Below are 25,216 nucleotides of genomic sequence, written 5' to 3' on the forward strand. Positions count from 1 at the left end.
TGTCTATACCTTGATTAGTCAGCTTACCTTATTCCCCTAAATATTCCATCGCTACACGGGAGGTCAGCTTGGTGATCAATTCATAGGCACTGATACCGGTGTAAGCTGCGATCTTCTCAACCGGTAAATCCGCCCCCCACAACAGCACTTCATCACCGACTTTGTCGCTGCTATCTGGCCCAAGATCAACTGAAATCATGTCCATCGATACCCGCCCCACAATGTGCACTTCGCGGCCATTGACCCACATCGGCGTACCCGATGGTGCGCTGCGCGGATAACCGTCACCGTAGCCAATCGCCACCACACCCAGGCGCGTATCACGTTCACTGACCCAAGTTCCGCCGTAGCCCACGGGCTCACCGGCTTTATGTTCACGTACAGCAATCAGGCTGGATTTTAATGCCATCGCTGGCAGTAGACCAAAATGGCTGGCATAAGGTTCATCCAGCGGCGAAACGCCATACAGTATGATACCGGGACGAACCCAATCACGATGCGCTTGCGGCCACAGCAAAATACCGCCAGATGCAGCAATAGACTGTTTACCCGGTTTGCCAATAGCAAAGGCGTCAAAACACGCCAGTTGCTGGCGGGTAGTATCCACTTCAGGTTCGTCGGCACGACTGAAGTGGCTCATAATATTAACTGGCTGACTAACGTTGCCACAAGCACATAGCCGCTGGTAGAAGGCTTCGGCCTGCTCAGGACGGACGCCTAAACGATGCATACCGGTATCGAGCTTCATCCAGACATTGATCGGAGCAGGGAGATTGGCCGCTTCCAGCGCTTCTAATTGTTCAATACTGTGTACTGCGGTTTCAATCCGGTTAGCCACCAGAATAGGCAAGTCCTCTGCGGTAAAAAACCCTTCCAGCAGTAGAATAGGTTTTACAATTCCGCCAGAACGTAGCATCAGAGCTTCGCCGATGCGCGCGACGCCATAGCAATCGGCATCCTGCAAAGTATGTGCTGTTTCTAATAACCCGTGGCCATAAGCGTTTGCTTTCACAACAGCAATCAGGCGGCTTTGTGGCGCCATGCGCCGTACCTGATGCAAGTTATGTCGCAGAGCGCGGCGGTCGATTACTGCTGTTGCCGCTTTCATTTCTTATCCTTAATAATTGATGTTATACCCAAAGAACCTGGTGTTGCAGGTCGCCGGCCAGCGAGGGTTCCGCGTGAGTCATCGCCGCTAACAACCCTGCAGCGTCAAGGACTAGGGGGAAACTATTCGTCGTCGTACTGTGGACCGGCATAGTTATCAAAGCGCGACCATTGACCGTTAAATTTCAGCCGGACAGATCCGATCGGACCGTTACGCTGTTTACCCAAAATAATCTGCGCGATCCCTTTCTCATCACTGTTCTCGTGATACACCTCGTCACGATAGATAAACATGATTAAGTCCGCATCTTGTTCGATAGAGCCGGATTCACGTAAGTCGGAGTTAACGGGCCGTTTATCAGCACGTTGCTCCAAACTACGGTTAAGCTGTGATAACGCCACTACCGGGACTTGCAACTCTTTCGCCAGAGCTTTGAGTGAGCGCGAAATCTCGGCGATTTCCAACGTTCGGTTATCAGAAAGAGACGGCACCCGCATCAATTGCAGGTAGTCGATCATAATCAGACTCAAACCACCATGTTCGCGGAAAATACGCCGCGCGCGGGAGCGCACTTCTGTCGGTGTCAGACCGGATGAGTCATCGATGTACATATTGCGTTTTTCCATCAATATGCCCATGGTGCTGGAAATACGCGCCCAATCCTCATCATCGAGTTGGCCGGTTCGGATACGGGTCTGGTCAACATGTGACAGCGACGCCAGCATACGCATCATGATCTGATCGCCGGGCATCTCCAAACTGAAGATCAATACCGGTTTTTCCTGCATCATCGCGGCGTTTTCACACAAGTTCATCGCAAACGTGGTTTTACCCATTGATGGACGCGCGGCGACAATGATCAAATCTGATTTCTGTAAACCGGCGGTTTTTTTATCAAGGTCGGTAAAGCCGGTTGAAACACCGGTCACCCCATCATGGGGCCGCTGATAAAGTTGCTCAATTCGCGCGACCGTGGCTTCGAGGATTTGATCGACACTTTTCGGCCCTTCATCTTTACTGGCGCGGCTTTCAGCTATCTGAAACACTTTGGATTCAGCCAAATCCAGCAGATCTTCACTGCTACGCCCTTGGGGATCATAACCGGCGTCAGCTATCTCATTAGCGACCGAGATCATTTCACGAACTACCGCACGTTCGCGCACGATATCAGCATAGGCACCAATATTCGCCGCACTTGGGGTGTTTTTCGATAACTCTGCCAGATAGGCAAATCCCCCCACCGAATCCAGATCGCCTTTTTGCTCTAGCGACTCAGACAAGGTGATCAAATCGATAGGTTTGCTGTTTTCCAGCAAACGCTGCATTTCAGTAAAGATTCGGCGATGCGGGCGGCTGAAGAAGTCATTGCTGGCAACGCGTTCTGACACGTTATCCCAGCGTTCATTATCCAGCATCAAACCGCCCAACACGGACTGCTCTGCCTCCAGCGAATGAGGCGGGAGTTTCAGCCCTTCCATCTGGCGGTCTCGTGGCTCTGTCATATTGTTGGTTGGTTTTTTTGCGGCCATGAAGAGTGTTCTTTACCTTTGTTGCGATAGGAAAATATCGAATAGAAAATATAACGGCCTAGTATATACACAAAGTAATTGGAGTTGCAGGTAGACCGCAAATGAATGGAGCTGATGAGTTCAGAAAGTTCGCTAATGAGGAAAAAAAAAGCCGCCCACATTGCCGCACCGTCTTATTCGCAGAGGTAATAATATTCCCTATTACATATCGGTATTAGCCAGATCTTGGCACTCCGTGCAGAACCCTGTAGGGTGAAAATACACCTATCTATAGGAGCTACCATGGCAAAGCATATCCAATTCAGTACCACTGGCGGGCCGGAAGTGTTGCAATACCTTGACTTTACCCCTTCTGACCCTGCAGCACATGAAGTTCAGGTAGAAAACAAAGCGATCGGTATTAACTATATCGATACTTATGTTCGCAGTGGGCTTTATTCACCATCACAGTTTCCCAGTGGGTTGGGAACAGAGGCGGCGGGAATTGTCACTAAAGTTGGTTCGTCGGTTAACACAATCAATGTCGGTGACCGGGTGGTATATGCCCAATCAGCTCTCGGGGCTTACAGCGAAGTGCATAATGTTGCGGCAGAGAAGATTGCCATACTTCCTGACAACATCTCTTTCGAGCAGGCCGCAGCATCATTCCTCAAAGGGCTGACCGTCCACTATCTGTTGCGCCAAACCCACGAGATAAAACCGGGTGAGGTATTCCTATTCCATGCGGCGGCGGGTGGTGTCGGACTAATTGCTTGCCAGTGGGCGAAAGCGCTTGGTGCTAAGCTTATCGGCAGTGTTGGCTCTGATGAAAAGGCCGAATTGGCAAAAGCCGCTGGCGCCTGGGCCACGATTAACTATCGTACAGAAAATATCGCCGAGCGGGTGGCAGAGCTGACTAATGGCGAGAAAGTGGGTGTGGTGTATGACTCGGTTGGGAAAAGTACCTGGCTGGATTCGCTTAATAGCCTTAAGCGCAGAGGCTTGATGGTGAGTTTCGGTAATGCCTCCGGCCCAGTGACAGGAGTAGATCTTGCCATCCTGAACCAAAAAGGCGGGCTATATATTACTCGCCCCTCCCTCAACACTTATGTCACCAATCGGCAAGAGTTAGCAAGTGCCAGCCACGAACTGTTTTCACTGATTGCTGGCGGAGCCATTAATGTCGATGTGGCAAAAGCACAGCAATTCCCGTTGCGTGATGCTCACCGTGCCCATCAAATCCTAGAAAGCCGCCAGACCACAGGATCCAGCTTGCTGATACCCTGAGTTGTTTGGCCATTCCTAAGGTAATATTGTTGAAAAAACAAAGGGCTCCGATTAGGGAGCCCTTCTTTACAACGCTTTCTTTGATGCACATGTAGGGGTACAGCAGCGTATTCTGTCAGAGCTAACTGCCGTTTATACGGCTATTTTTACCTCTGGCAGGGATGAAAATGCGATACCAAATCGTATCGGTTAGCATCCTAGCAAGCACGCCCGAGAAAAAATACGTTTTCCCTCTGATTCGCCCCACTAATCTTTCAGGCTGTGATCGCTACCGCAAGAAAGGGAAATTTTAGTAACGCCGGACTATCGGTTTCTGCATCGAACGCCATATCCAGACGGCCACAACCGCCAGAATCAACCAAGGTAGCAGCTTAATCATCATGACGAATAAGCCCCCTACCATCATAAAAGCAGCAGCCACCAGTAATGCAGCGAAGATCCCTAACAGGGAAATACCGGTTACCATCAGCATGATAAAAAAGCCGATAACAAAGAGAATTTCAAACATGGCTGGCTCCTTAATAATTGTGTATGTCCCACAACCACATCATTAAATATAACGAACAAATCGGGGATTTTATAAGAAGTATTACAAGAAGCATGCCAACTTTAACATATCAGCTAATTCATTGAATTTAATGATTAAGTAATATTAACATCTACCAGAAAAATGGATAGGCATGGTCAATTTGACTAACTTATAGCTAATTTACTATTCTATTATACTCAAAGTAATTGGCGTCGCAGGTAGGCAGCAAGTGAACGCATCCCGATGAGCTTACACAGTCAAGTGATTTGAACGCTGCTTGCAGCGGCCTCGCCTTGCGAGGCCCACCGGATGGGCCGAGTCACTAGCGTAGCTAACAACCCTGCGACTTCAAGGACGAAGGGTATAAGGCCGAGTGACCAGCGCTAAGGCTTGCTCTACTACAGCAACGCCAGCACCAGGCTTATGGGCATTTTCGCTTAGATGGCGACGCCATTGACGCGCACCAGGAATTCCCTGAAAAATCCCAAGAATATGCCGGGTGATGTGGCCCAAATAAGCGCCGCGAGACAACTCCTGTTCGATATAAGGATAAAGCGCTTCAATCGCCTTAATGCTATCGACCACTGGGGCATTTACATCAAATAGTTCGCGATCCACTTGGGTCAAAATGCTTGGATTTTGGTAGGCTTCACGGCCCATCATTACCCCATCAAGATGTTTAAGATGCTCTTTGGCTTCAGCCAGCGTTTTCACACCACCATTAATGGCAATAGTCAGTGTTGGGAAATCACGCTTGAGCTGATAAACCCGCTCATAATCCAGCGGTGGCACTTCACGGTTCTCTTTCGGGCTAAGCCCTGAGAGCCAGGCTTTGCGAGCATGAATGGTAAAGATATCGCATTCGCCACGGTCCGCCACCGTTTGCACAAACTCGCATAAGAACTCATAGCTATCCAGTTGGTCAATGCCGATACGAGTTTTAACGGTGACAGGAATAGAAACCACATCGCGCATAGCTTTAATGCAGTCAGCGACCAGTTCAGCCTCACCCATCAGGCAAGCGCCAAAACGACCATTTTGTACCCGATCAGACGGGCAACCCACATTTAGGTTTATTTCATTGTAGCCGCGTTGTTCAGCCAATTTGGCACAATGGGCCAGCGCCTGCGGGTCACTGCCTCCAAGTTGCAGTGCCACCGGATGATCCTGTTCGCTATAAGCCAGATAGTCAGCTTTACCATGAATAATGGCACCGGTGGTGACCATTTCGGTATATAACAAGGTCTGCTTGGTTAACAAACGATGAAAATAACGGCAATGACGATCGGTCCAATCGAGCATCGGCGCGACGGAAAAACGTTGTAGAGGGTAGTGTGGCTTATTGGCCGGGGTGCTGGAAAAAGTCTGGGCTGCGTGCATTTACGGTGATTTCATCGGTTATTATTTCATCAAATACCCTTTAAAGTTGCCCGCCGAGCGAACCCTACAAAGGGATGGAATGAGTAATTATACCATAGAAGCTGACCATAGCTGCCTGTGTGATAATTGAACTCTACGACTGATCGTTCTGTCATCGAATCCTGTGAATTAACAAAAGTGTGATACCCACCTTCCCTTCGTTTTTTCACCTATCGGCGATTAACGCTAAATATGGTAAAATCATTTCAATTCAAATGCTGCGGGATGGATATCATGAAACCTATCGATGAGGAAAAGCTGCTGGCTCAGGCTGAAAGTCTGTGTCAACAACGTAACGTCCGGCTGACACCGCAACGTCTTGAAGTACTACGCTTAATGGCACAACAACCTGGCGCAATCAGTGCCTATGACCTGTTGGATTTGTTGCGTGTGTCTGAGCCACAAGCCAAGCCTCCAACTGTTTATCGCGCATTGGATTTTTTGCTGGAGCAAGGGTTTATTCACCGCGTCGAGTCAGCTAATAGTTATGTGCTATGTCATCATTTTGAAGAGCCAACCCATACTTCAGCGCTATTTATCTGTGATCGGTGCAAAATAGTCACTGAACGCACCACCGTGGGCATTGAAGAGGCATTGTCACAGTTAGCAAAACAATCAGGTTTTGTGCTGCGTCACAGTGTGGTTGAAGCGCACGGTTTATGTGCTGAATGCGGGGAAGTTGAAGCATGCGAAAGCCATGAGCATTGTGACCATGACCACTCTATTGTTACTAAAAAGAAATAGCTGCGTACCTAATTGAAGTTGCAGCAATGTTAGCTGCTCTCCAATTACTTTTGCCTTATACCCGTCATACTTCAAGCTGCATGTGTGTTGGCTGCTCTCAATAACCCGAATCACTTACTCATGTAAGCTCATCGGGATTAATGAGCCTCATCCTTGAGGCTCACCCAGCGGGCTAGCATAAATGCTGTACAAATCGGTTACCGCCTTCCTGCAACTCGAATTATTTAGGGTATAGATAGAGATCCCTGGTGGGTATATATCGGTTAGCAAAAAGTAGACTGCCGCGAGCAATGCGACAGGGTAATAATTAATAATAAGGCACGTCCTTGTGCAGATGTAGATATAAATACAGGTGAGCTAGAATAGCTTTTATTAAAATAACCTCACCGCTTCAATATAATTGGAGTTGATACACCAATAACTAGACGGGGTTGATTAACAATGCATATTCTATGAAACGAGAGACCCGATTAATTTATATCAATATCAGTTTAATTCCATTTAATGCTGTTACCAGCGATATTTGCTGTGGTCTTCCCAGGCTTTGACTTCTTTCTCGGCTTGCTCTTTCTGATAGCCGTATTTCTCCTGGATTTTACCCACTAGCTGGTCACGCTTACCTTCGATTACCGTTAAGTCATCGTCAGTCAGCTTGCCCCATTTTTCTTTCACTTTACCTTTAAACTGCTTCCAGTTACCGTCGGCTTGATCTTTATTCATAATATCTCCGTTACCTTGGGATTAGTCAGTTTATTTAATTCAATACGATAAACATTCTCTATTGATAAAAACAACCACATTTAAATTAGTCACTCACAGTCATAATTTAAAATTAAACTTCGTTGTTTCGCTTACCGTACGAATAACTATAGCAGAGGATACTAGCAATTAAAGTCAGGATAATATTAATCACTGAGATTATAGCTATAAAGTAAAAATAAGCACTGATATTATTCAGTTAAAACAGTAGGTAATAACTTATTGTCGGAATCGTCTCAATCTAAATAACTTTTCCATACTTGGAGCTGTAGCAGGCTAGCTGTACTTGTTACTTGGCCCCTTCCCAGACATCACCTCTGAGAGGCCGCAGCAAGCAGCATTCAAATTTTCTCCCCGCAGATTTGTCATCCAAATCATCTACTTGTCGTTAGCATTGATCGGAATTAGCGAGCTTCTTTGCGGCTGCCTGCCTGCAACGTCAATTAATTTGGGCGTCTGAATCGTTTAATGGGGTCATTAATAATAAAAAGCCGCTCCTGAGCAGGAACGGCTTATCAGTTCAATATAAAACGCTAATGTTAGATCCAGTCACCATTACGGATAACACCGACGGCCAATCCTTCAATAGTGAAGCTTTGTTCGCGCAGATCGACAATAATCGGTTGGAACTCACTATTTTCTGGCAAAAGCTGTACGATATTACCTTGTTTTTTCAAGCGTTTTACCGTCACTTCATCATCAATTCGTGCCACTACAACTTGCCCGTTACGCACATCTTGCGTTTTATGCACCGCTAATAGGTCGCCATCCAGAATACCGATATCTCTCATCGACATCCCATTAACCCGCAACAGAAAATCTGCACTCGGTTTAAACATTGATGGGTCTACTTTGTAGTGCCCTTCAATATGCTGCTGTGCCAGCAAAGGTTCACCTGCGGCAACCCGACCAATCAGTGGCAGGCCATCTTCTTCTTCCATCAGCAAACGAATGCCACGGGAAGCGCCAGAAACAATCTCAATGACGCCTTTACGGGCCAGTGCTTTTAAATGCTCTTCAGCGGCGTTAGGAGAGCGAAACCCCAGACGCTGCGCAATTTCGGCACGGGTCGGTGGCATGCCGGTTTGCGCTAAGTGATCGCGAACCAGGTCATAAACCTCTTGCTGTCTGGTAGTAAGTGCTTTCATTCCGCCCCCTGTTTGTTTATACAGTCTTGCTGTGAGTATATACAGGTAAGCGGGTGTTGGGAACCAAAGAGTGAATAAAAACAGGGATTAATCACAGCTTATTTCTGCGGCATTGTTCGTCATAACATTAACCGGCATGCTGGCAAAGTACGGTTATCCAAACAAATAACGCTAACAAGATAGCGAGGAATACCGCCGCGGACCCCATATCTTTGGCGCGGCCCGATAGCTCATGGAACTCACTGCCAATCCTGTCCACTACCGCCTCAATCGCACTGTTAATGACTTCGATAATTATCACTAAAACCACGCTACCAATTAATAAAAGGCGTGCGATAGCATCTACATCCAGCCAGAAGGCCAGTATGATAGCGATTATGGCAGCAACAGCTTCCTGACGAAATGCCGCTTCGTTTTTCCAGGCAGCCGTTAAGCCTTTCACAGAATAACCGGCCGCTTTATAGACTCGGGCCAGCCCTGTTGATTGATTCGCCATGTTTTATTGCCTTTATCTTAAGTTAATGATGATTTTTGCCGCTTTCTGTTGTCTTATCACCACAGATCTCAAAACCAGTTTCTGGTATCCTTGCGACGAATTGCTAACAAGAGGCTTCATGTAGTTATGTCAGGTTGGCGTAAAATATATTATAAGTTATTGAATTTACCACTTAAAATGTTGGTAAAAAGCAAGGTTATTCCGGCAGACCCTGTGACTGAGTTAGGGCTAGACCCCTCTCGTCCTATTCTGTACGTTTTGCCTTACAATTCTAAGGCTGATTTGCTGACTTTGCGAGCGCAGTGTCAAGCACAAGACCTGCCCGACCCATTGATTCCATTGGAAATCGATGGAGTGCAACTGCCCAGCCATGTGTTTATCGATAATGGCCCGCGGGTCTTTCGCTACTACGCGCCTAAACAGGAATCGGTAAAGCTGTTCCACGACTATCTGGATTTGCACCGCAATAATCCCGAGTTAGATATCCAGATGTTACCGGTTTCCGTGATGTTTGGTCGTTCGCCGGGGCGTGAAGGCCACGGAACACCCCATCTGCGCGTGCTTAACGGAGTGCAAAAATTCTTCGCGGTATTGTGGCTGGGTCGCGATAGTTTTGTGCGTTTCTCTACCACAGTTTCACTGCGCAGGATGGCCAGCGAGCACGGTACCGATAAAACTATCGCCCACAAACTGGCTCGCGTAGCGCGGATGCACTTCTCCCGTCAACGCCTGGCAGCGGTTGGCCCTAGTCTGCCTGCCCGGCAGGATCTGTTCAAAAAGTTGCTGACATCAAAGGCGATTGAAAAGGCCGTCGCCGATGAAGCGCGGACCAAGAAAATCTCCCATGAGAAAGCACAGCAAAATGCCATTACGCTGATGGAAGAGATCGCAGCCGACTTCTCATATGAAGCCGTGCGCCTGTCTGACAGAGTATTGAGCTGGACGTGGAACCGTTTGTATCAAGGTATTAACGTCCATAATGCAGAACGGGTGCGGCAGTTGGCGCAAGATGGCCATGAAATCGTCTATGTGCCTTGTCATCGCAGCCATATGGATTATCTGCTGCTCTCCTACGTGCTTTATCATCAAGGGCTGGTGCCGCCGCATATTGCCGCCGGGATTAACCTTAACTTCTGGCCTGCCGGGCCTATCTTCCGCCGTTTGGGCGCGTTCTTTATTCGTCGCACCTTTAAAGGCAACAAACTCTATTCAACGGTTTTCCGCGAGTATTTAGGTGAACTGTTCACCCGTGGTTATTCAGTTGAATACTTTGTTGAAGGAGGCCGCTCACGTACCGGCCGCCTGCTGGAGCCAAAAACTGGCACACTGTCGATGACCATTCAGGCGATGTTGCGTGGTGGCTCACGTCCAATCACTTTGGTGCCGATTTATATCGGTTACGAACATGTGATGGAAGTGGGTACCTATGCCAAAGAGCTGCGTGGTGCGACCAAAGAGAAAGAGAGCCTGTTGCAGATGCTGCGGGGCTTGCGTAAGTTGCGTAACCTCGGTCAGGGCTATGTCAACTTTGGTGAACCGATCCCGTTGACCACCTATCTGAACACCAATGTACCGCAATGGCGTGATGCCATTGATCCGATTGAAGCTCAGCGCCCAAGCTGGCTGACACCGGCGGTAAATGATTTGGCCGGTAAGATCATGGTGAGAATAAATAATGCGGCAGCAGCGAATGCCATGAACTTGTGTTCTACCGCATTGTTAGCCTCACGTCAGCGTTCACTCACCCGTGAGCAGTTGCTTGAGCAACTTGATTGCTATCTGCAACTGATGCGTAATGTGCCTTATGCGAAAGATGTCACTGTGCCGGATAAAACACCGGAAGAGTTACTTAATCACGCCTTGAATATGAATAAGTTTGAGGTGGAGAAAGACAACATTGGTGACATTATCATCCTGCCACGGGAACAAGCCGTGCTGATGACCTATTATCGCAATAATATCCAGCACTTACTGATGCTACCGTCACTGATAGCCAGCATGGTGATGTACCACCGCCGCATTACCCGTGACGAATTGTTGCGCCAAATCAGTATGATTTATCCGATGTTGAAAGCTGAACTGTTCCTGCATTACAGCAAAGAGCAGTTACCACAGACGCTGGACACGCTGATAGATGAACTGGCCCGCCAGCAGTTGATTTGTGACAAAGGCACCGAACTAGTGCTGAATCCGGCCCGAATTCGCCCACTGCAATTACTGGCCGCCGGTGTGCGGGAAACCCTGCAACGATACGCGATTACCCTGTCGCTGCTCAGTGCCAATCCGAGCATTAACCGTGGAGCGCTGGAGAAAGAGAGCCGTATCATGGCGCAGCGATTGTCTGTTCTGCACGGGATTAACGCACCAGAATTCTTCGATAAAGCGGTATTTTCAACACTGGTCGGTACCTTGCGTGAAGAGGGATATATCAGTGACAGTGGTGACGCGGTTCAGGAACATACGTTGGAAGTTTACAATATGCTGAGTGCGTTGATGACGCCGGAAGTGAAACTGACTATCGAGAGTGTCAGTATGCCAGCCGAAACCAGCAATCAACGGCCAGAATCCGAGGCAGAGGATAAATCGGAAGATTGATTCCTCAAGCCGCTAAACAAAAATGGCCGGATTCATCATCTGGCCATTTTTTTGACTGTTTTCCAGAAACGTATTTACTGCCAATAACTAATCAGAATCCCTAAAAACAACACCAGCCCTACGTAATTATTATTCAAAAACGCACGGAAGCAGGCGTCGCGGTCACGCTGCACAATCATCTTTTGTTGGTGGATAAACAAGGCACCCGCCAGCAGGATTGACCAATAGAATGCGCCGCCCAACCCCATCAGCCAGCCGATAGCAACCATCAACACCAGTGTAGCCAGTTGCAGTAAACCTATAATCAGCTTGTCATGTTGACCAAATAAAATCGCCGTGGACTTAACTCCAATTTTCAGGTCATCGTCGCGATCAACCATTGCGTATTGCGTGTCATAAGCGACGGTCCAGCAGATGTTCGCCAGCAATAACAGCCAACAAACCAAGGGTAAGCTCTCACTCACCGCAGCGAATCCCATCGGAATTGACCAACCAAAAGCTGCGCCTAATACCACTTGGGGTAGATGAGTGACCCGCTTCATAAACGGATAAATCCAGGCTAACGCCAGTGCTGCCAATGATAACCAAATGGTCATGCTATTAAGGGTTAACACCAGACCAAACGAGAGCAGTACCAAAACGACAAACAGGATTTTGCTCTCTCGTTCACTGATAATGCCACTGGGTAACGGGCGGGATGCGGTGCGTTTTACAAAGCCATCAATATTTCGGTCAGCATAATCATTGACGACACAACCAGCCGCACGCATAAAAAACACACCCAACACAAACACAATCAGTATTTTGGTTTCTGGGATACCCTGCCCTGCCAGCCATAATGCCCACAGCGTCGGCCACAATAGCAATAACGAGCCAATAGGCTTATCAATCCGCATTAAACGGCAATAAGCCTGCCATTTGGTCTGAACAGTACTTCCCTTCAATTTATCCATCTCCAAAATCTTACTACGGCTTAAACCGAATACAGTGGCGAGGCCGGTAAAAAAACTTCCGTCAGTAACAGGGGTTTGCCTGACAGACGCAGCAACGAGCGGCGCGCCCAAAGTTCATTCTGCCGCCCTACTTGAATATAATCACGGCTTAAATTGTCCCCACCAAATAAATAGCGCCCGAGTGGGAGGGTGCCCAAATCCACCAGCGCCCTATCCGGCCCAGACAGTGTCTGCTCGGGGATAACCGTGCGACCAAGCAGCCAAGGCTCATTATCACCACACAAAATGATTTCCCGCAGCCAATAGCGTTCGCTTACAGGTAAGTGCTCCGCATCTTCCCCTAACTCATTACGCGTAATAAAGCATTCTCGCTGGGGTTCGACATGAACCCGTTGGCAATGCTGCTCAAAACGCCGGGTCATCGACCCCAACTCCATCAACCAATCAGCGATAGCAGTTGGTAAATTCGGCTGCTCAATGGCACACCATTGGATAGGTTTTATAATTGATGCATCGCCGGTAGACATGCAGTTTGCTCCCTGCTGGGAAGAAAATATCGCCCCCCGCTAATTCGTAGATAAGGGGGCATTGTAGCGCAGATTAGCTCCCCAGCGACATCAGGTTGCTTTTTTTAATACGGCTAACAAACTAAACTCTTCAATATGTTCAAAGATAAATCCAGCCCGCATTTTTATACCCCGATCTGGCTTGCCACTGTTCGGTTCACTTAGTGAATAATACCCATCCTCAGCATCACCGAAATCGATAGGGTAGAAAGTGTTGGTTTTTTCATCATATAAAACATTATTAAAATTCAAGTCATTATGGATGATATTGCAATAGCCTAAATTGTCCAGCATACGTAAAAAGCTTTCCTTCGCACCTGGCGGGAAAACTTTAGTATTAATCTCTGCCAACGTTTTGCCTGGCACTCGGTACATTCTTATATAATGTATATCACCCTTGCTAATTAACTCCGCAGCGCCTTCGCCGTAGTATCGATTAAAAAACTCAACTTCTTTCTTGAATACCTTATCTATAAGGTATGGATCTTTCGTACCTATTTTCTTGAGAAGAAAACCGGGGTTATTGGCATCAAGATAGATTTCAGCTGTCAATCCGCTGCCAATTTTCTTGCCTAATTTAATGGCAGGATTAAATTCAGGATTAGTCGCTTTTGATAGCGTTGGCCCGCCCCCTGGTAACCTGCCCTGCCGGCTAAATTCAGGGCCTTGTTTCAAGACAACACCCACGTCCTTACCGGTGGTTAAGTCGACTTCCCAATAGGTCGCGCCGCCCCCCTGTCTGACCCAAGCTTCACGCATTCCACCAGAGACGAGTGGATCTTTTAGCTCAACCCATTGCACTTCAACTGGCTTTCCAGGCGGGCTTGGTATCGTCTGACGCGTTGGTATCACTTCGCCTTCCGCAACCGGCAAACGGGAAGGTATAACAGGCCGTGACGGAGGAGCCAAAGGACCCGATGGCTTTACGCCCAGTGGCGAATTTTCAATCAATTTCACCCCGCGTTCCATTCCCCTGAGCTGACCCGCCTCCATCACCATAGCCACCATACCCGCTGCCATATTTTCATTTTCGTTACGGGAACGCGGACCTTCGACTCTGGCGATAGTACACATCGGGTTAGGTAGTGGGAGTTTACACACCCAACTCTCTTCTAACGATGTCCAGGCCGTGCGCCAAAAACGCGAATTTTCAGTTTCTGGCCGATAGTCCTTGGCAAGGGCATTGATTTTATCTTGTAGCGCACCACTCTCTGGCCGCTGACCTTTCTCAATTAATGTTTTGATTGCCTGAGAGCGAACTGCCGGATGCGATTTTATCCACTCATGATATTCAGTTTTTTTCGCATCTAGCGTCTTATAAACATCAATCGACCTACCGTTCTTACCAGGCATCGACATATTGGCGACAAAGCGATTGCTTGCATCCCGACGCCGTTTAAATTCATTAACAGGTGAATCATTTTGCTTATGCGGGTCGCTATAACGGTAATAATAAGCTCTGGAATCATCGACTTTTTCCACCCCAGCCTCTGTCAGGATCTCTCTTATCGCCTGATCGTCATCAAAAGCGGCGGGAAGATGGCGATAGGCTAGACGCATATCGAGATAAGCGAGTTGTCGCTCTATTTTTTCTTGCGCTGTTTTATAAAGTCGATAATGCGCCAAAATATATAAGGGGTGGCTTTGCTCAGTAAGTTGAGCCAGCGATTTAAGGTCCGATACAAATCTTTCATGTTCCACGTCAATGGCTGTACCGGCAACGACGTTGTCTACCATTAGATTTATTCTATTAAAGGTGACTTGAGCTGACTCAGACAAATGGGACACATCGATTGATCCGGCTATTCTTTTGATGACACCAGCCGTTTGCTCTACGGTCAGAGGCTCGACTTCATTAGATTGGCTGAAGTGAGATAAGAAGATTGCCGTCGGACTGTAGCGCGCTCCACCGCTCTTATGTAATTGCTCTTCTTCCTGAAGTAATAATGTATACAGTTGCTCGGTATTCTTATCTACCAACTCATCAAAAGCCCTACCTTGCAATTGATAATGTAACTTAAGTGTAGTTTTGAGCGAAAACGCCAAACTGCCTACTGCGTGTTCGAAATCGATAAATTGAGTGAAATCCTGTTGGCTACAGGCATCAAATCCAATCTGTCCGCATCCGGTTAAAATCATTTCCCCCAATTCCAGCGACTCCTTTTTCAGATAGCTGCCCTGGGCATTTTTCGGTGCAAATCCATTAGCAAGATAGGCCTCTGGTGCTTGCAATATCGTAGGCTGAGCATCCATCCCTTCATGGATAACCCTTAACACCCTGACCGCTCTGGAAACCGCTAGTTCCGGCGAATCTAGATGCTCCAGCCCCCAATCGTTTAAATCCGCAGTGGAAATTCCTGCTGTTTCACCATAGCGATTGCCATAATGGGAATGGTTATAAAGTATCGCCGCCTGAAGCTTGGTCTCTTTATTTTCAGGCCGATAAACTGCCATGGATAATTCAGCCAGCGTGGGCTGATACTCTTGATTCAACCACCAGGCAAGACTCAGGGCGGCGAGTGGCGTCAGTTTTTCTGCTGTGGATAGTGTCAGGCTCTTTTGGCATAACTTAAACAGGATATCCCGCTCCAGGCTGATAACACGAGCTTTTTCATACCCTTGAGCCGCGGTTAACCCAGGCCTTAAATGTGATAAATCATCTAAACTATTTGCAAACTCCAATCCCTCTACAGCATGGAGTTGTAGATAAAAATCCACAATTCGCCCGACTCGGGCGTCACTGATTGCTGGAAATTGTTGCGTCCACGTTTTCTGATCCAGGACTCTGGCACTATCAATTAACTGCATCGCCTGACTGAAAACAGGATCCGACGTCGAACTTACATTGGGCAGCTCTTGTGCCATCTTTTCTAATAACTCATGGTCTCTTGCCGTCACCTTTAATGGCAATATCTTCTCTTCCTGAAGGGATGTAAACTGAGCCATGATAGAACTCATAGTTAACAATGAAAGATTATCTTCTGTGATCGGCGGGGCCCACGGTTGCGCCATAAATGGAATCGGCCACGACTGTAGCGTGGCCGATAGGCAGAGTTGGTTTTCCTTCGGCATCAATAGCACCTTAATTTGAATGGATAAACAATAAACCGTCATTCAATTTATGATATCGGCGCAAGCTCAATCGCATGCCTTTTAAATTCTCATTTAATCTTTTTCTTTCTAGCAAAAAACTAAATAAGTGAGTTTGAGATTTAAAGCAGAATTAACCAAAACAAGGTGTCGCGAAGATAACCAATAGCAAAACGAGGCGTTGCGAGCAGCAGTAGCTGTATATAAGACCCAACGAAAAAAGGTGCGCCAAAGCGCACCAACCATCTAGCCATATTCGGCAGTGCCGGGATTTAACCCTTGCCTTTTACACTACCAATAAAGGTTTTTCGGGCTGAAGTTGAGCCCAAATGTTCCGCCTCGTTCAACAATTTCAGCGCCTTATCGACATCACCGGCTTTCACCGCATCTTTAATCGCCTGGTTGAAGTAGTTTTCAGTGTCGCTCAGCATTGGCTCCGCAGGTTTTATCGGTGCGGGTACTGCGGCTGGCGTAGGTTGAACCGCACTGCCGACCACGACTGGAGCCGAAGCCGGTGCTGACTGTATTAAGCCAATCATAACGTTGCCCATCCCCTGCTCAGCAGTTGCCTTGATTTTCAGGTTGCCTGTCGGGGTGTGTTTCGCAATAGGATCTGGGATATCCGGTACCGCATTGCCGACACCCATGGCATAAGCTTTAGCCGGATCAAGTAACTTGGTGGTTTTTGCTAAATCGTCACGGGTGGTATAAACCAGCAGATAAATTTGTTTCTGGCCCAGTGCCGGGGTCAGTTTCATCACCCCTTGCAGACGATCACTGGTCATAATGCCCGCTTTTTCATAAGTGAAATAGCTGGATGGATAGTAAGCCGCTGGGCGCATTTGCTCGTCCAGCACTAAAACGCTAGGGGAAAAGAGCTGATTATCAGTCACTAAACTGCTAAGTGTAATCTCCATCGATCCACGATCGGCGGGTAAAGCAAAAGCGGCAACAGCCCCTTCAACATTCCCTTGAGAGATTTGTGGACTCGCCGCAGTCAGTTTGATGTCCTGCGTAGTCGGTGGCACTAATGGCTGCCATGGTAACTGCTGTAAGGTGGCGGTACTGATCGTCGGCGCGATAGAAACATTCGCCGGAGAAATAGTTGACTCTGCTTGCACCGCCAGAGGTGCTGTAACCCCTAAAGCCAATGCCAGACAAAGTGACAGTAGATTCTTTTTCATTGTTATTACCCTCATACATTGAGCGTCAGCGCTAACTGTGCACAGGCAAGGTCGGCAGAGTTAACCAAATCCCCGTCATACTTCAAGCTGCATGGGCGTTGGCTGCAACTCGAATTATTTAGGGCATCTCACTTTTCTTGTTTAAACAATCAAACAGCCGCCCCAAAGGGCGGCTGCATCATGCTGTTACCACCAAGCTTCGAATTGCGCACCAAAGGTGACTTCGTTGCTCTTACCGCGGCTATCAGTACCGATAGTCCCGTTTTGTGCCAGACCGTTGTCCGCGCTACCGCTGACATCGTTATAGCCCCACTTCTCATCCCAGTTGGCATAAGTTGCGAAGACACGAATTGCCGGGCGTGACCAGATGCTATCGCCTGCCTGCCACTGTTGTGCCAGAGTCAGTTTGTACTGGCCGTTACGGTCACCGGTACGTTGTGACTTAACATTGTCGTAGCCCGCTTCCAGCAAGGTACTCATGATTGGGGTCCATTTGTACATCGGACGCACCCCCACGCTGTACCAAGTGGTGCCGTTTTGGTTGTCCCAGTCAGTGTCCTGATACAACGCGACGTACATCATGTCCCACTTCTCAGCCAGGTTGATGGCACCGTGGTCGATAACACGTAATCTGTTACCGTTGTTATTAACGTTTGCACCTTCAGAGTGACCTGATTGTGATGATGTCATTGAATCTGTTGCGTATTGCACCACGAACTTGTTAAAGCCACCCATCATGCTTTGGGTATGTTCAACCGTCAGCATGACACCATCTTTAGAGGCATCAGGAGCTAACGCGTAGTCGTCCTGAGTATTGGCGCGGCCATAATCCACACCAAACTCCAAAGTGCCGCCTGGGTTAGTTTCTAAACCGGCTAAACGCACATCGAACACATCATTAGCAGTGTGGTCAGCATCTTTACGGGCATTATCGATCCAGGCACTTGAACCACCCGCTTCTGAGTTACGGGTTGCTGCCAGAGATAACTTACCGAAGCCCAGATCAATAGCTTCTACACCTGCACCTAGACCTGAGATATCCCAGTAGTAGAAGTCAATCATATGGACGTCATGACGTTGATAGAAGCGTTTACCGGCCCACATGGTGGAACCCGGTAACCATTCGATCAGGTTTTTACCCTGCACGTTAGCCTCACGGAATGCAGGAGATGTTGACTCCCAGTCATTCTGTTGTGAAACGGAGTACGCCACGTTGGTATCGAAGTAGAAGCTCTTGTCGCCTTCTTTCCACAATTCCTGGCCTAATTTAATTTCCGCATACGTTTCACACTCGTTACCCAGACGGTATTTACTTTGGGCGCCAGTGGCTTTGAAACATTGCTGTTCGCCACCGCTTCCTGTCCAACCGATACCGGAACGTGCATACCCGTGGAAATCAACAGCCATAGCTTGAGTAGAAAGAACACCAGCGGCAACAGCCAGTGCTATCGGTAACTTGCGCAGAGTAGTCATCAGTAATCTCCTGTTATATTTGCCTGTCGGCATGCGTGCTTTACATTCTGCTTTGGCTAGACGCCCAGTTCCTGGTACAACCGCTTACACGCAGTGCCGTCCTCACGGAACAGATGACAGCGTTGCGGCGGCAGGCCAATAGCGAATGTTGCACCTTCTTCTACCAGCACCACGTCGTTCTGGCGGTAGACCAGGTTCTGACGTATTGCCGGGATTTGGATGTGAATTTGAGTTTCATTACCCAGTTGCTCTACCACCTGAATCTCACCTTCCAGCGTGACTTCAGAGGCACTGCTTGGCAGCAGATGTTCCGGGCGAATACCCAAAGACATATTTGCACCGACCTGAACCTGAGTACCTTCCACCGGCAGCCACACTAACTGGCCATTTGGATTTGGCAGTTCAATCTGTACCTGACGAGGTTCAACGGCGGTCACTTTAACCGGTAAAAAATTCATTTTTGGCGAGCCAATAAAGCCCGCGACAAAGCGATTAGCTGGGTAGTGATACAGCTCCAGCGGCTTGCCGACCTGCGCAACATTGCCGGCATCCAGCACCACAATCTTGTCTGCCAGCGTCATCGCTTCCACTTGGTCATGGGTGACGTAAATCATGGTGCGTTGCAGGCGCTTGTGGAGGCGCGAGATCTCAATGCGCATCTGCACCCGCAGTGCCGCATCCAGGTTGGACAGGGGTTCATCGAGCAGGAATACATCCGGCTCAGCGACCAGTGTCCGGCCAATTGCCACACGCTGGCGTTGACCACCGGATAGCGCTTTTGGCCGCCGGTCCAGCAGGTGAGCCAGTTGCAGCACTTCGGCTACCTGATTCACCCGTTGGTTAATTTCGGCTTTCTTCGCACCCGCCAATTTCAGACCGAACGACATGTTCTCTGCTACCGACAGATGGGGATAAAGTGCATATGACTGAAACACCATGCCAATACCGCGTTCAGATGGCGGCACTTCGTTCATCCGTTTGCCACCAATCAGCAACTCACCCGAGGTTATGTCCTCAAGACCGGCAATCATCCGCAGCAGCGTTGACTTTCCACACCCTGATGGGCCAACAAACACCACAAACTCACCGTCATCGATTTCCAGATTGATATCTCTGGAGATCACCGCCTCACCAAAGGCCTTATAAACGCCGCTCAGCGTTACATTAGCCATCTGTTACTCCTTTGCTTACGCAAACAACTTTTCATATGAACCTGAATGAAGAAAAATGGCGGAAGCAAACCCCGGCATAACCCATCGATTACTCCCAGCCCCTGATGACTCTCGTCGCACTGCGCGTCGTACCGCCATGCTTAGAGCAGGTTGCCTCGGACGACGTCGCGGCCTGAGTATAGGGCTGCACATTGCTTAACGCTTCAAGGTGCTGATCTGTCTGGGTGATAATTAACCGAACAACCACATTTTGTTGGCGACGGTGTTTCAATGCTGCCGATAGTGCGCGAGTGGCACTATTTGGTAATCATCCGTAACAAAGTTTTTCATGGGGGAGGAGATGGGAGGATGAGGGAACGACCCGCGTGGGCAGAAGTTCCACTGGAAAGACAAATACGTGATCTGGCTAGCAAATTTCGACCTGCATTAATGTGTCTGACACCACAGAATAGCCAGCAGTGTTAACTGGGTCACAATAACCTACTGGGGGGCGTAGAGGGGGGGAGGATGATGGTGTATCCGGTTGTGACTCAATATGTCGGCGTAGTGTTTTGGTCAGTGTAATAAATAATTTGCAGCCCAACATTTTTTGCAGCGCTGCCACACCCTCCTCACTTAGTGATTCACGGCTACACCAGCCTGAAAATGGGCTACAGAATTCGCAGCTAATGATTCACAAGAAAGTCGATACCCACAAAATTGGATAAAAGGATTGGATTATGACTCGCAGCTTCACAAAATCCGGCATTGGTAAGACCGCACGTGTTTTGGCTCTTTCAGCATTAGCCACGCTGGTGCTCTCTTCCTCTGCTTTTGCCAAGATTGAAGAAGGTAAACTGGTTATCTGGATCAATGGCGATAAAGGTTATAACGGGTTGGCGGAAGTCGGTAAGAAGTTCGAGAAAGATACCGGCATCAAAGTCACTATCGAGCATCCAGATAAATTGGAAGAAAAATACCCGCAAGTGGCTGCCACTGGCGATGGCCCGGACATTATCTTCTGGGCTCATGACCGCTTTGGCGGTTACGCACAATCCGGTTTACTGGCTGAGCTACACCCTTCTAAAGCCTTCCAAGACAAACTGTTCCCGTTCACTTGGGACGCCGTTCGCTTTAATGGCAAACTGATTGGTTACCCGGTCGCGGTTGAAGCACTGTCTCTGATTTACAATAAAGACTTAGTGAAAGAAGCACCAAAAACGTGGGAAGAAATCCCAGCGCTGGATAAAATCCTGCGTGCCAATGGCAAGAGCGCCATCATGTGGAACCTACAAGAACCGTACTTCACCTGGCCGGTTATCGCCGCTGACGGTGGCTATGCCTTCAAACTCGAAAACGGTGTATATGATGTGAAAAACGTTGGCGTGAACAATGCTGGCGCGAAAGCGGGTCTACAATTTATTGTCGATCTGGTGAAGAACAAGCACATCAATGCCGATACAGATTACTCCATTGCAGAAGCGGCCTTCAACAAAGGCGAAACAGCAATGACCATCAATGGCCCATGGGCATGGTCCAACATTGATAAGAGCAAAATCAATTACGGTGTGACCTTGTTGCCAACCTTCCACGGCCAGCCATCCAAACCGTTCGTCGGCGTGTTGACTGCCGGTATTAACGCCGCCAGCCCGAATAAAGAACTGGCAACTGAATTCCTGGAGAACTACCTGTTAACTGATCAGGGTCTGGCTGAAGTGAATAAAGACAAACCTCTGGGCGCAGTGGCACTGAAATCATTCCAGGAACAACTGGCAAAAGATCCACGCATTGCTGCAACCATGGATAACGCCACCAAGGGTGAAATCATGCCAAATATTCCACAAATGGCGGCTTTCTGGTATGCCACCCGCAGTGCGGTACTGAACGCCATCAGCGGGCGTCAGACAGTTGAAGCGGCATTGAACGACGCAGCAACGCGTATTACCAAATAACAGTTTCACCTGCAAAAGGGCACGATTCGTCGTGCCCAGCACCACTTGCTGTAACACTATAACAATACTCAAAGTACGAAGGGAATATTATGCAGTTATCCCACACCGAGTTCGAAAGTCGTAAAAAGAAAACCGCCTGGTGGCAGAGTGATGTGCTTAAATGGCTGATTATCGGCACATTAAGTCTATTCACCTGCTACTTGATCGTCTTGATGTATGCTCAGGGTGAATATCTTTTTGCCATCGTGACGCTAATTTTGGTGAGTCTGGGGCTGTATGTCTTTGCCAATCGTCGCGCCTATGCCTGGCGCTATGTTTATCCCGGCGTGGCAGGTATGGGGCTGTTTGTGCTGTTCCCACTGATTTGCACTATCGCTATCGCTTTTACCAACTACAGCAGTACCAACCAATTAACCTTTGAGCGTGCCCAATCAGTATTAATGGATCGGCAGTTTCAGACCGGTAAAACCTTTACCTTTGGCCTTTATCCCAGTGATAACCAATGGCGTTTGCAGCTTACCAACCCTGATGACAGCTCTGTTCTGATTTCCGCACCTTTCAGCCTTGATACGACGGGTGAGAAAAAAATCACAGTCGCCCCCACCAGCACTGAACAGACCGGCGAACGCGCGTCACTGCGTATCATTACTCAGAATCGCCAGGCACTCGCTGAGTTGGTGGCACTGCTGCCCAGTGGTGGCGAACTGCGCATGAGTTCACTGCGCCAGTTTTCAGCGACCAGCCCACTCTATAAACTGGGCGCTGACGGTAAAGAGCTGCTCAATCAGCAAACCGGGGTTATCTATCGGCCAAACCCTGATGTCGGTTTTTACCAAGCCATTAACGCCGACGGCCAGTGGCAAAACGAAAAACTCAGTCCCGGCTTTACTGTCACTATCGGCTGGAAAAACTTCCTGCGGGTGCTGCATGATGAAGGGATACAGAAGCCTTTTATCTCCATTTTTATCTGGACCATTATTTTCTCGCTACTGACCGTGGTACTGACCGTTGCCGTCGGTATGGTTTTAGCCTGCGTGGTGCAATGGGACTCGTTGAAAGGCAAAGCGGTTTATCGCGTGCTGTTAATACTGCCCTATGCGGTACCGTCGTTTATTTCAATCTTGATTTTCAAAGGGTTATTTAACCAAAGCTTTGGTGAAATCAACCTGATGCTAAGTAGCCTGTTTGGCATCAAGCCCGCCTGGTTCAGTGACCCTATTACCGCGAAAAGCATGATTTTGATCGTCAACACCTGGCTCGGCTATCCCTACATGATGATTCTGTGCATGGGGCTACTCAAAGCGATTCCCGAGGACTTATATGAAGCCTCGGCAATGGATGGCGCAGGCCCGTTCCAGAACTTCTTCCGTATCACGTTGCCACTGCTGATTAAGCCGCTGACACCGCTGATGATTGCCAGCTTCGCCTTTAACTTTAACAACTTTGTGTTGATTCAGTTATTGACCAATGGCGGCCCGGATATGATTGGCACCACCACGCCAGCAGGCTATACCGACTTGCTGGTCAGCTACACCTACCGTATTGCCTTTGAAGGGGGCGGCGGCCAGGACTTTGGCTTGGCGGCAGCGATTGCCACCCTGATTTTCATTCTGGTCGGCGCGCTCGCGATACTGAATCTGAAAGCCAGCAAAATGAACTTTGACTAAGGAGGAGATGCAAATGGCAATGGTTCAACCTAAATCCCAGCGTTTGCGTCTATGGGGCACTCATTTTCTGATGTTGTGCTTTATCGCGCTGATTATGTTCCCGTTACTGATGGTAATTACCATCTCGCTGCGGCCCGGCAACTTTGCGACCGGTAGCCTGATCCCAGATCAGATTTCATGGGAACACTGGAAACTGGCGCTGGGTATGAGTGTGACTCACGCTGATGGTAGCGTAACCCCACCGCCGTTCCCGGTGATGTTGTGGTTATGGAACTCCATCAAGATTGCGGCCATTACCGCCATTGGGATTGTCACGCTCTCCACTACCTGCGCTTACGCCTTTGCCCGCATGCGTTTTCGCGGTAAAAGCACCCTGCTGAAAGGCATGTTGATCTTCCAGATGTTCCCAGCAGTGCTGTCACTGGTGGCGTTATATGCTTTATTCGACCGTATCGGACAGTATCTGCCATTTATCGGGCTGAATACCCACGGCGGGGTGATTTTTGCTTATATGGGCGGCATCGCCCTGCACGTCTGGACCATCAAAGGCTATTTCGAAACCATTGATAACTCACTGGAAGAAGCCGCGGCACTGGATGGCGCAACCCCATGGCAAGCTTTCCGACTGGTGCTGTTACCCCTGTCGGTACCGATTTTAGCCGTGGTGTTTATTCTGTCGTTTATCGCTGCTATCACCGAAGTCCCGGTGGCATCACTGCTATTGCGTGATGTGAACAGCTACACGCTGGCGGTGGGTATGCAGCAATATCTGAATCCGCAAAACTATCTGTGGGGCGATTTCGCCGCTGCTGCGGTACTGTCTGCCATTCCCATCACCGCAGTCTTCCTGCTGGCACAACGCTGGCTGGTAGGTGGCTTAACGGCCGGTGGGGTGAAGGGTTAACGATATCATCATTCTAAATTTCATCACCCAATACCCAAAGTAATTGGAATTGTAGCAAGGCAACAAACGAGTGAAGCCCGATGAGCTGACTTAGGTCAGTGATTCGGGTGAGAGAGTGCAGTAAACAAAGCTACAATTTCAAGTAAGAAGGGTATTTTTTCCCTCTGGTACTGTGTCTTTAGGGCGGCCGTAATGGCCGCCATTTTTATTCTCTTTTTAATCTTTCGGTATTCGCCAAATACAACGTCACCACCAGCAACAATATCGAACCAGAATAAATTAATGTATCGATTGGGTTTTCATGATCAACGATGATCAAGCGGATAATCGCGGTGATGCCGATATAGATAAAATAGCGCAACGGGAAGTGATAACCCGACTCAAAATACTTAACAATCAAAGCAATAAACTCAAAGTACAGGAAATAAATTACAATCCCTTCAATCAGCATGTAAGAAGATGCATCCTGATTATTGACGAATAAGACCTTACCAAGATGGAAGGTTTCTTTTATCAAAAAGACCACCAAAATAGCGGCCAATGCAATCAACCCCACATTCAGTAAACGCTGTAGATTTTTGGCTATCCATTGAGAACGCGAATTTTTGGCCATAAATACTCCCATTGAAAGTAGGTGAAATAATCCGGGCCGAAAAAAAGCCCCTTACTGGGTAAGGGGCTAA

At 48.4% G+C, this 25,216-nt stretch carries 20 protein-coding genes and 1 pseudogene; 6 read left to right on the top strand and 15 right to left on the bottom strand.

The features are described 5' to 3' along the window. Positions 1 to 28: 28 nt before the first annotated feature. Entirely contained in the window at positions 29 to 1,108 is a 1,080-nt protein-coding gene (gene alr, locus ACWJJO_RS20730) for an alanine racemase (protein WP_083162133.1), read from the bottom strand. Between the two features lie 122 nt (positions 1,109 to 1,230). Continuing rightward, entirely contained in the window at positions 1,231 to 2,637 is a 1,407-nt protein-coding gene (dnaB, locus tag ACWJJO_RS20735; RefSeq protein WP_005191462.1) for a replicative DNA helicase, read from the bottom strand. A 282-nt stretch (positions 2,638 to 2,919) separates the two neighbouring features. Between dnaB and ACWJJO_RS20740 the strand changes: the two genes are divergently transcribed. Beyond that, on the top strand, positions 2,920 to 3,903 hold the full coding sequence (locus ACWJJO_RS20740) for an NADPH:quinone reductase (RefSeq protein WP_481091485.1): 984 nt from the start codon (positions 2,920 to 2,922) through the stop codon (positions 3,901 to 3,903). A 289-nt stretch (positions 3,904 to 4,192) separates the two neighbouring features. Here the strand turns inward: ACWJJO_RS20740 and pspG are convergent, their stop codons facing one another. Together pspG and dusA are read right to left on the bottom strand one after the other, a co-directional pair. Then, the gene (pspG, locus tag ACWJJO_RS20745; protein WP_083162129.1) at positions 4,193 to 4,411 is read right to left on the bottom strand and encodes an envelope stress response protein PspG; all 219 of its coding nucleotides are present in this window, start codon (positions 4,409 to 4,411) and stop codon (positions 4,193 to 4,195) included. A 369-nt stretch (positions 4,412 to 4,780) separates the two neighbouring features. Further along, entirely contained in the window at positions 4,781 to 5,812 is a 1,032-nt protein-coding gene (gene dusA, locus ACWJJO_RS20750) for a tRNA dihydrouridine(20/20a) synthase DusA (RefSeq protein WP_372560374.1), read from the bottom strand. A 273-nt stretch (positions 5,813 to 6,085) separates the two neighbouring features. Between dusA and zur the strand changes: the two genes are divergently transcribed. Continuing rightward, positions 6,086 to 6,595, top strand: a complete 510-nt coding sequence (gene zur / locus ACWJJO_RS20755; protein ID WP_083164027.1) for a zinc uptake transcriptional repressor Zur — start codon at positions 6,086 to 6,088, stop codon at positions 6,593 to 6,595. 510 nt (positions 6,596 to 7,105) lie between these two features. Here the strand turns inward: zur and ACWJJO_RS20760 are convergent. The 3 genes from ACWJJO_RS20760 to ACWJJO_RS20770 all read right to left on the bottom strand — a co-directional run bounded on the left by ACWJJO_RS20760 (position 7,106) and on the right by ACWJJO_RS20770 (position 8,998). Continuing rightward, positions 7,106 to 7,315 (bottom strand): CsbD family protein, encoded by a 210-nt coding sequence (locus ACWJJO_RS20760; RefSeq protein ID WP_004391853.1) that lies wholly within the window; start codon positions 7,313 to 7,315, stop codon positions 7,106 to 7,108. 578 nt (positions 7,316 to 7,893) lie between these two features. Continuing rightward, a complete protein-coding gene (gene lexA / locus ACWJJO_RS20765) occupies positions 7,894 to 8,502 on the bottom strand; it encodes a transcriptional repressor LexA (protein ID WP_005191485.1) in 609 nt (202 codons plus the stop codon). Between the two features lie 127 nt (positions 8,503 to 8,629). Further along, positions 8,630 to 8,998, bottom strand: coding sequence for a diacylglycerol kinase (locus tag ACWJJO_RS20770; RefSeq protein ID WP_372569721.1), 369 nt, complete (start codon positions 8,996 to 8,998; stop codon positions 8,630 to 8,632). A gap of 126 nt (positions 8,999 to 9,124) precedes the next feature. Here ACWJJO_RS20770 and plsB point away from each other — a divergent pair, with 126 nt between their 5' ends. Continuing rightward, positions 9,125 to 11,593 (top strand): glycerol-3-phosphate 1-O-acyltransferase PlsB, encoded by a 2,469-nt coding sequence (plsB, locus tag ACWJJO_RS20775; protein WP_372569722.1) that lies wholly within the window; start codon positions 9,125 to 9,127, stop codon positions 11,591 to 11,593. Positions 11,594 to 11,667: 74 nt separating this feature from the next. On the opposite strand, the gene ubiA is transcribed toward plsB, so the two are convergent. The 7 genes and pseudogenes from ubiA to ACWJJO_RS20810 all read right to left on the bottom strand — a co-directional run bounded on the left by ubiA (position 11,668) and on the right by ACWJJO_RS20810 (position 20,278). Then, positions 11,668 to 12,537: a 4-hydroxybenzoate octaprenyltransferase gene (gene ubiA, locus ACWJJO_RS20780; protein ID WP_083164025.1), complete on the bottom strand. Its 870-nt coding sequence runs from the start codon at positions 12,535 to 12,537 to the stop codon at positions 11,668 to 11,670. Between the two features lie 29 nt (positions 12,538 to 12,566). Further along, positions 12,567 to 13,073, bottom strand: a complete 507-nt coding sequence (gene ubiC, locus ACWJJO_RS20785; protein WP_083162109.1) for a chorismate lyase — start codon at positions 13,071 to 13,073, stop codon at positions 12,567 to 12,569. Positions 13,074 to 13,163: 90 nt separating this feature from the next. Beyond that, the gene (locus ACWJJO_RS20790; protein WP_372569723.1) at positions 13,164 to 16,184 is read right to left on the bottom strand and encodes an OspG family effector kinase; all 3,021 of its coding nucleotides are present in this window, start codon (positions 16,182 to 16,184) and stop codon (positions 13,164 to 13,166) included. Positions 16,185 to 16,474: 290 nt separating this feature from the next. Continuing rightward, the gene (gene malM / locus ACWJJO_RS20795) at positions 16,475 to 17,386 is read right to left on the bottom strand and encodes a maltose operon protein MalM (protein ID WP_420072969.1); all 912 of its coding nucleotides are present in this window, start codon (positions 17,384 to 17,386) and stop codon (positions 16,475 to 16,477) included. 186 nt (positions 17,387 to 17,572) lie between these two features. Then, positions 17,573 to 18,859: a maltoporin gene (locus tag ACWJJO_RS20800; RefSeq protein ID WP_481091486.1), complete on the bottom strand. Its 1,287-nt coding sequence runs from the start codon at positions 18,857 to 18,859 to the stop codon at positions 17,573 to 17,575. A gap of 56 nt (positions 18,860 to 18,915) precedes the next feature. Continuing rightward, the gene (gene malK, locus ACWJJO_RS20805) at positions 18,916 to 20,031 is read right to left on the bottom strand and encodes a maltose/maltodextrin ABC transporter ATP-binding protein MalK (protein ID WP_005191494.1); all 1,116 of its coding nucleotides are present in this window, start codon (positions 20,029 to 20,031) and stop codon (positions 18,916 to 18,918) included. Between the two features lie 15 nt (positions 20,032 to 20,046). Continuing rightward, a pseudogene (locus tag ACWJJO_RS20810) lies at positions 20,047 to 20,278 on the bottom strand (hypothetical protein). A gap of 472 nt (positions 20,279 to 20,750) precedes the next feature. Between ACWJJO_RS20810 and malE the strand changes: the two are divergent. The 3 genes from malE (at position 20,751) to malG (ending at position 24,533) form a co-directional block, all read left to right on the top strand. Then, on the top strand, positions 20,751 to 21,962 hold the full coding sequence (gene malE / locus ACWJJO_RS20815) for a maltose/maltodextrin ABC transporter substrate-binding protein MalE (protein WP_481091487.1): 1,212 nt from the start codon (positions 20,751 to 20,753) through the stop codon (positions 21,960 to 21,962). 89 nt (positions 21,963 to 22,051) lie between these two features. Continuing rightward, positions 22,052 to 23,629, top strand: coding sequence for a maltose ABC transporter permease MalF (malF, locus tag ACWJJO_RS20820; protein WP_083162099.1), 1,578 nt, complete (start codon positions 22,052 to 22,054; stop codon positions 23,627 to 23,629). A gap of 13 nt (positions 23,630 to 23,642) precedes the next feature. Beyond that, positions 23,643 to 24,533, top strand: a complete 891-nt coding sequence (malG, locus tag ACWJJO_RS20825; protein ID WP_481091488.1) for a maltose ABC transporter permease MalG — start codon at positions 23,643 to 23,645, stop codon at positions 24,531 to 24,533. A gap of 205 nt (positions 24,534 to 24,738) precedes the next feature. On the opposite strand, the gene psiE is transcribed toward malG, so the two are convergent. Then, positions 24,739 to 25,146: a phosphate-starvation-inducible protein PsiE gene (gene psiE, locus ACWJJO_RS20830; RefSeq protein ID WP_004705335.1), complete on the bottom strand. Its 408-nt coding sequence runs from the start codon at positions 25,144 to 25,146 to the stop codon at positions 24,739 to 24,741. Positions 25,147 to 25,216: the final 70 nt, after the last annotated feature.

The organism is Yersinia antarctica (assembly GCF_056636475.1).

Bases quoted from the DNA above. Each gene is read 5' to 3' on its own strand.
- alr (WP_083162133.1), bottom strand. From the start codon at position 1,108: ATGAAAGCGGCAACAGCAGTAATCGACCGCCGCGCTCTGCGACATAAC.
- dnaB (WP_005191462.1), bottom strand. From the start codon at position 2,637: ATGGCCGCAAAAAAACCAACCAACAATATGACAGAGCCACGAGACCGC.
- ACWJJO_RS20740 (WP_481091485.1), top strand. From the start codon at position 2,920: ATGGCAAAGCATATCCAATTCAGTACCACTGGCGGGCCGGAAGTGTTG.
- pspG (WP_083162129.1), bottom strand. From the start codon at position 4,411: ATGTTTGAAATTCTCTTTGTTATCGGCTTTTTTATCATGCTGATGGTA.
- dusA (WP_372560374.1), bottom strand. From the start codon at position 5,812: ATGCACGCAGCCCAGACTTTTTCCAGCACCCCGGCCAATAAGCCACAC.
- zur (WP_083164027.1), top strand. From the start codon at position 6,086: ATGAAACCTATCGATGAGGAAAAGCTGCTGGCTCAGGCTGAAAGTCTG.
- ACWJJO_RS20760 (WP_004391853.1), bottom strand. From the start codon at position 7,315: ATGAATAAAGATCAAGCCGACGGTAACTGGAAGCAGTTTAAAGGTAAA.
- lexA (WP_005191485.1), bottom strand. From the start codon at position 8,502: ATGAAAGCACTTACTACCAGACAGCAAGAGGTTTATGACCTGGTTCGC.
- ACWJJO_RS20770 (WP_372569721.1), bottom strand. From the start codon at position 8,998: ATGGCGAATCAATCAACAGGGCTGGCCCGAGTCTATAAAGCGGCCGGT.
- plsB (WP_372569722.1), top strand. From the start codon at position 9,125: ATGTCAGGTTGGCGTAAAATATATTATAAGTTATTGAATTTACCACTT.
- ubiC (WP_083162109.1), bottom strand. From the start codon at position 13,073: ATGTCTACCGGCGATGCATCAATTATAAAACCTATCCAATGGTGTGCC.
- ACWJJO_RS20790 (WP_372569723.1), bottom strand. From the start codon at position 16,184: ATGCCGAAGGAAAACCAACTCTGCCTATCGGCCACGCTACAGTCGTGG.
- malM (WP_420072969.1), bottom strand. From the start codon at position 17,386: ATGAAAAAGAATCTACTGTCACTTTGTCTGGCATTGGCTTTAGGGGTT.
- ACWJJO_RS20800 (WP_481091486.1), bottom strand. From the start codon at position 18,859: ATGACTACTCTGCGCAAGTTACCGATAGCACTGGCTGTTGCCGCTGGT.
- malK (WP_005191494.1), bottom strand. From the start codon at position 20,031: ATGGCTAATGTAACGCTGAGCGGCGTTTATAAGGCCTTTGGTGAGGCG.
- malE (WP_481091487.1), top strand. From the start codon at position 20,751: ATGACTCGCAGCTTCACAAAATCCGGCATTGGTAAGACCGCACGTGTT.
- malF (WP_083162099.1), top strand. From the start codon at position 22,052: ATGCAGTTATCCCACACCGAGTTCGAAAGTCGTAAAAAGAAAACCGCC.
- malG (WP_481091488.1), top strand. From the start codon at position 23,643: ATGGCAATGGTTCAACCTAAATCCCAGCGTTTGCGTCTATGGGGCACT.
- psiE (WP_004705335.1), bottom strand. From the start codon at position 25,146: ATGGCCAAAAATTCGCGTTCTCAATGGATAGCCAAAAATCTACAGCGT.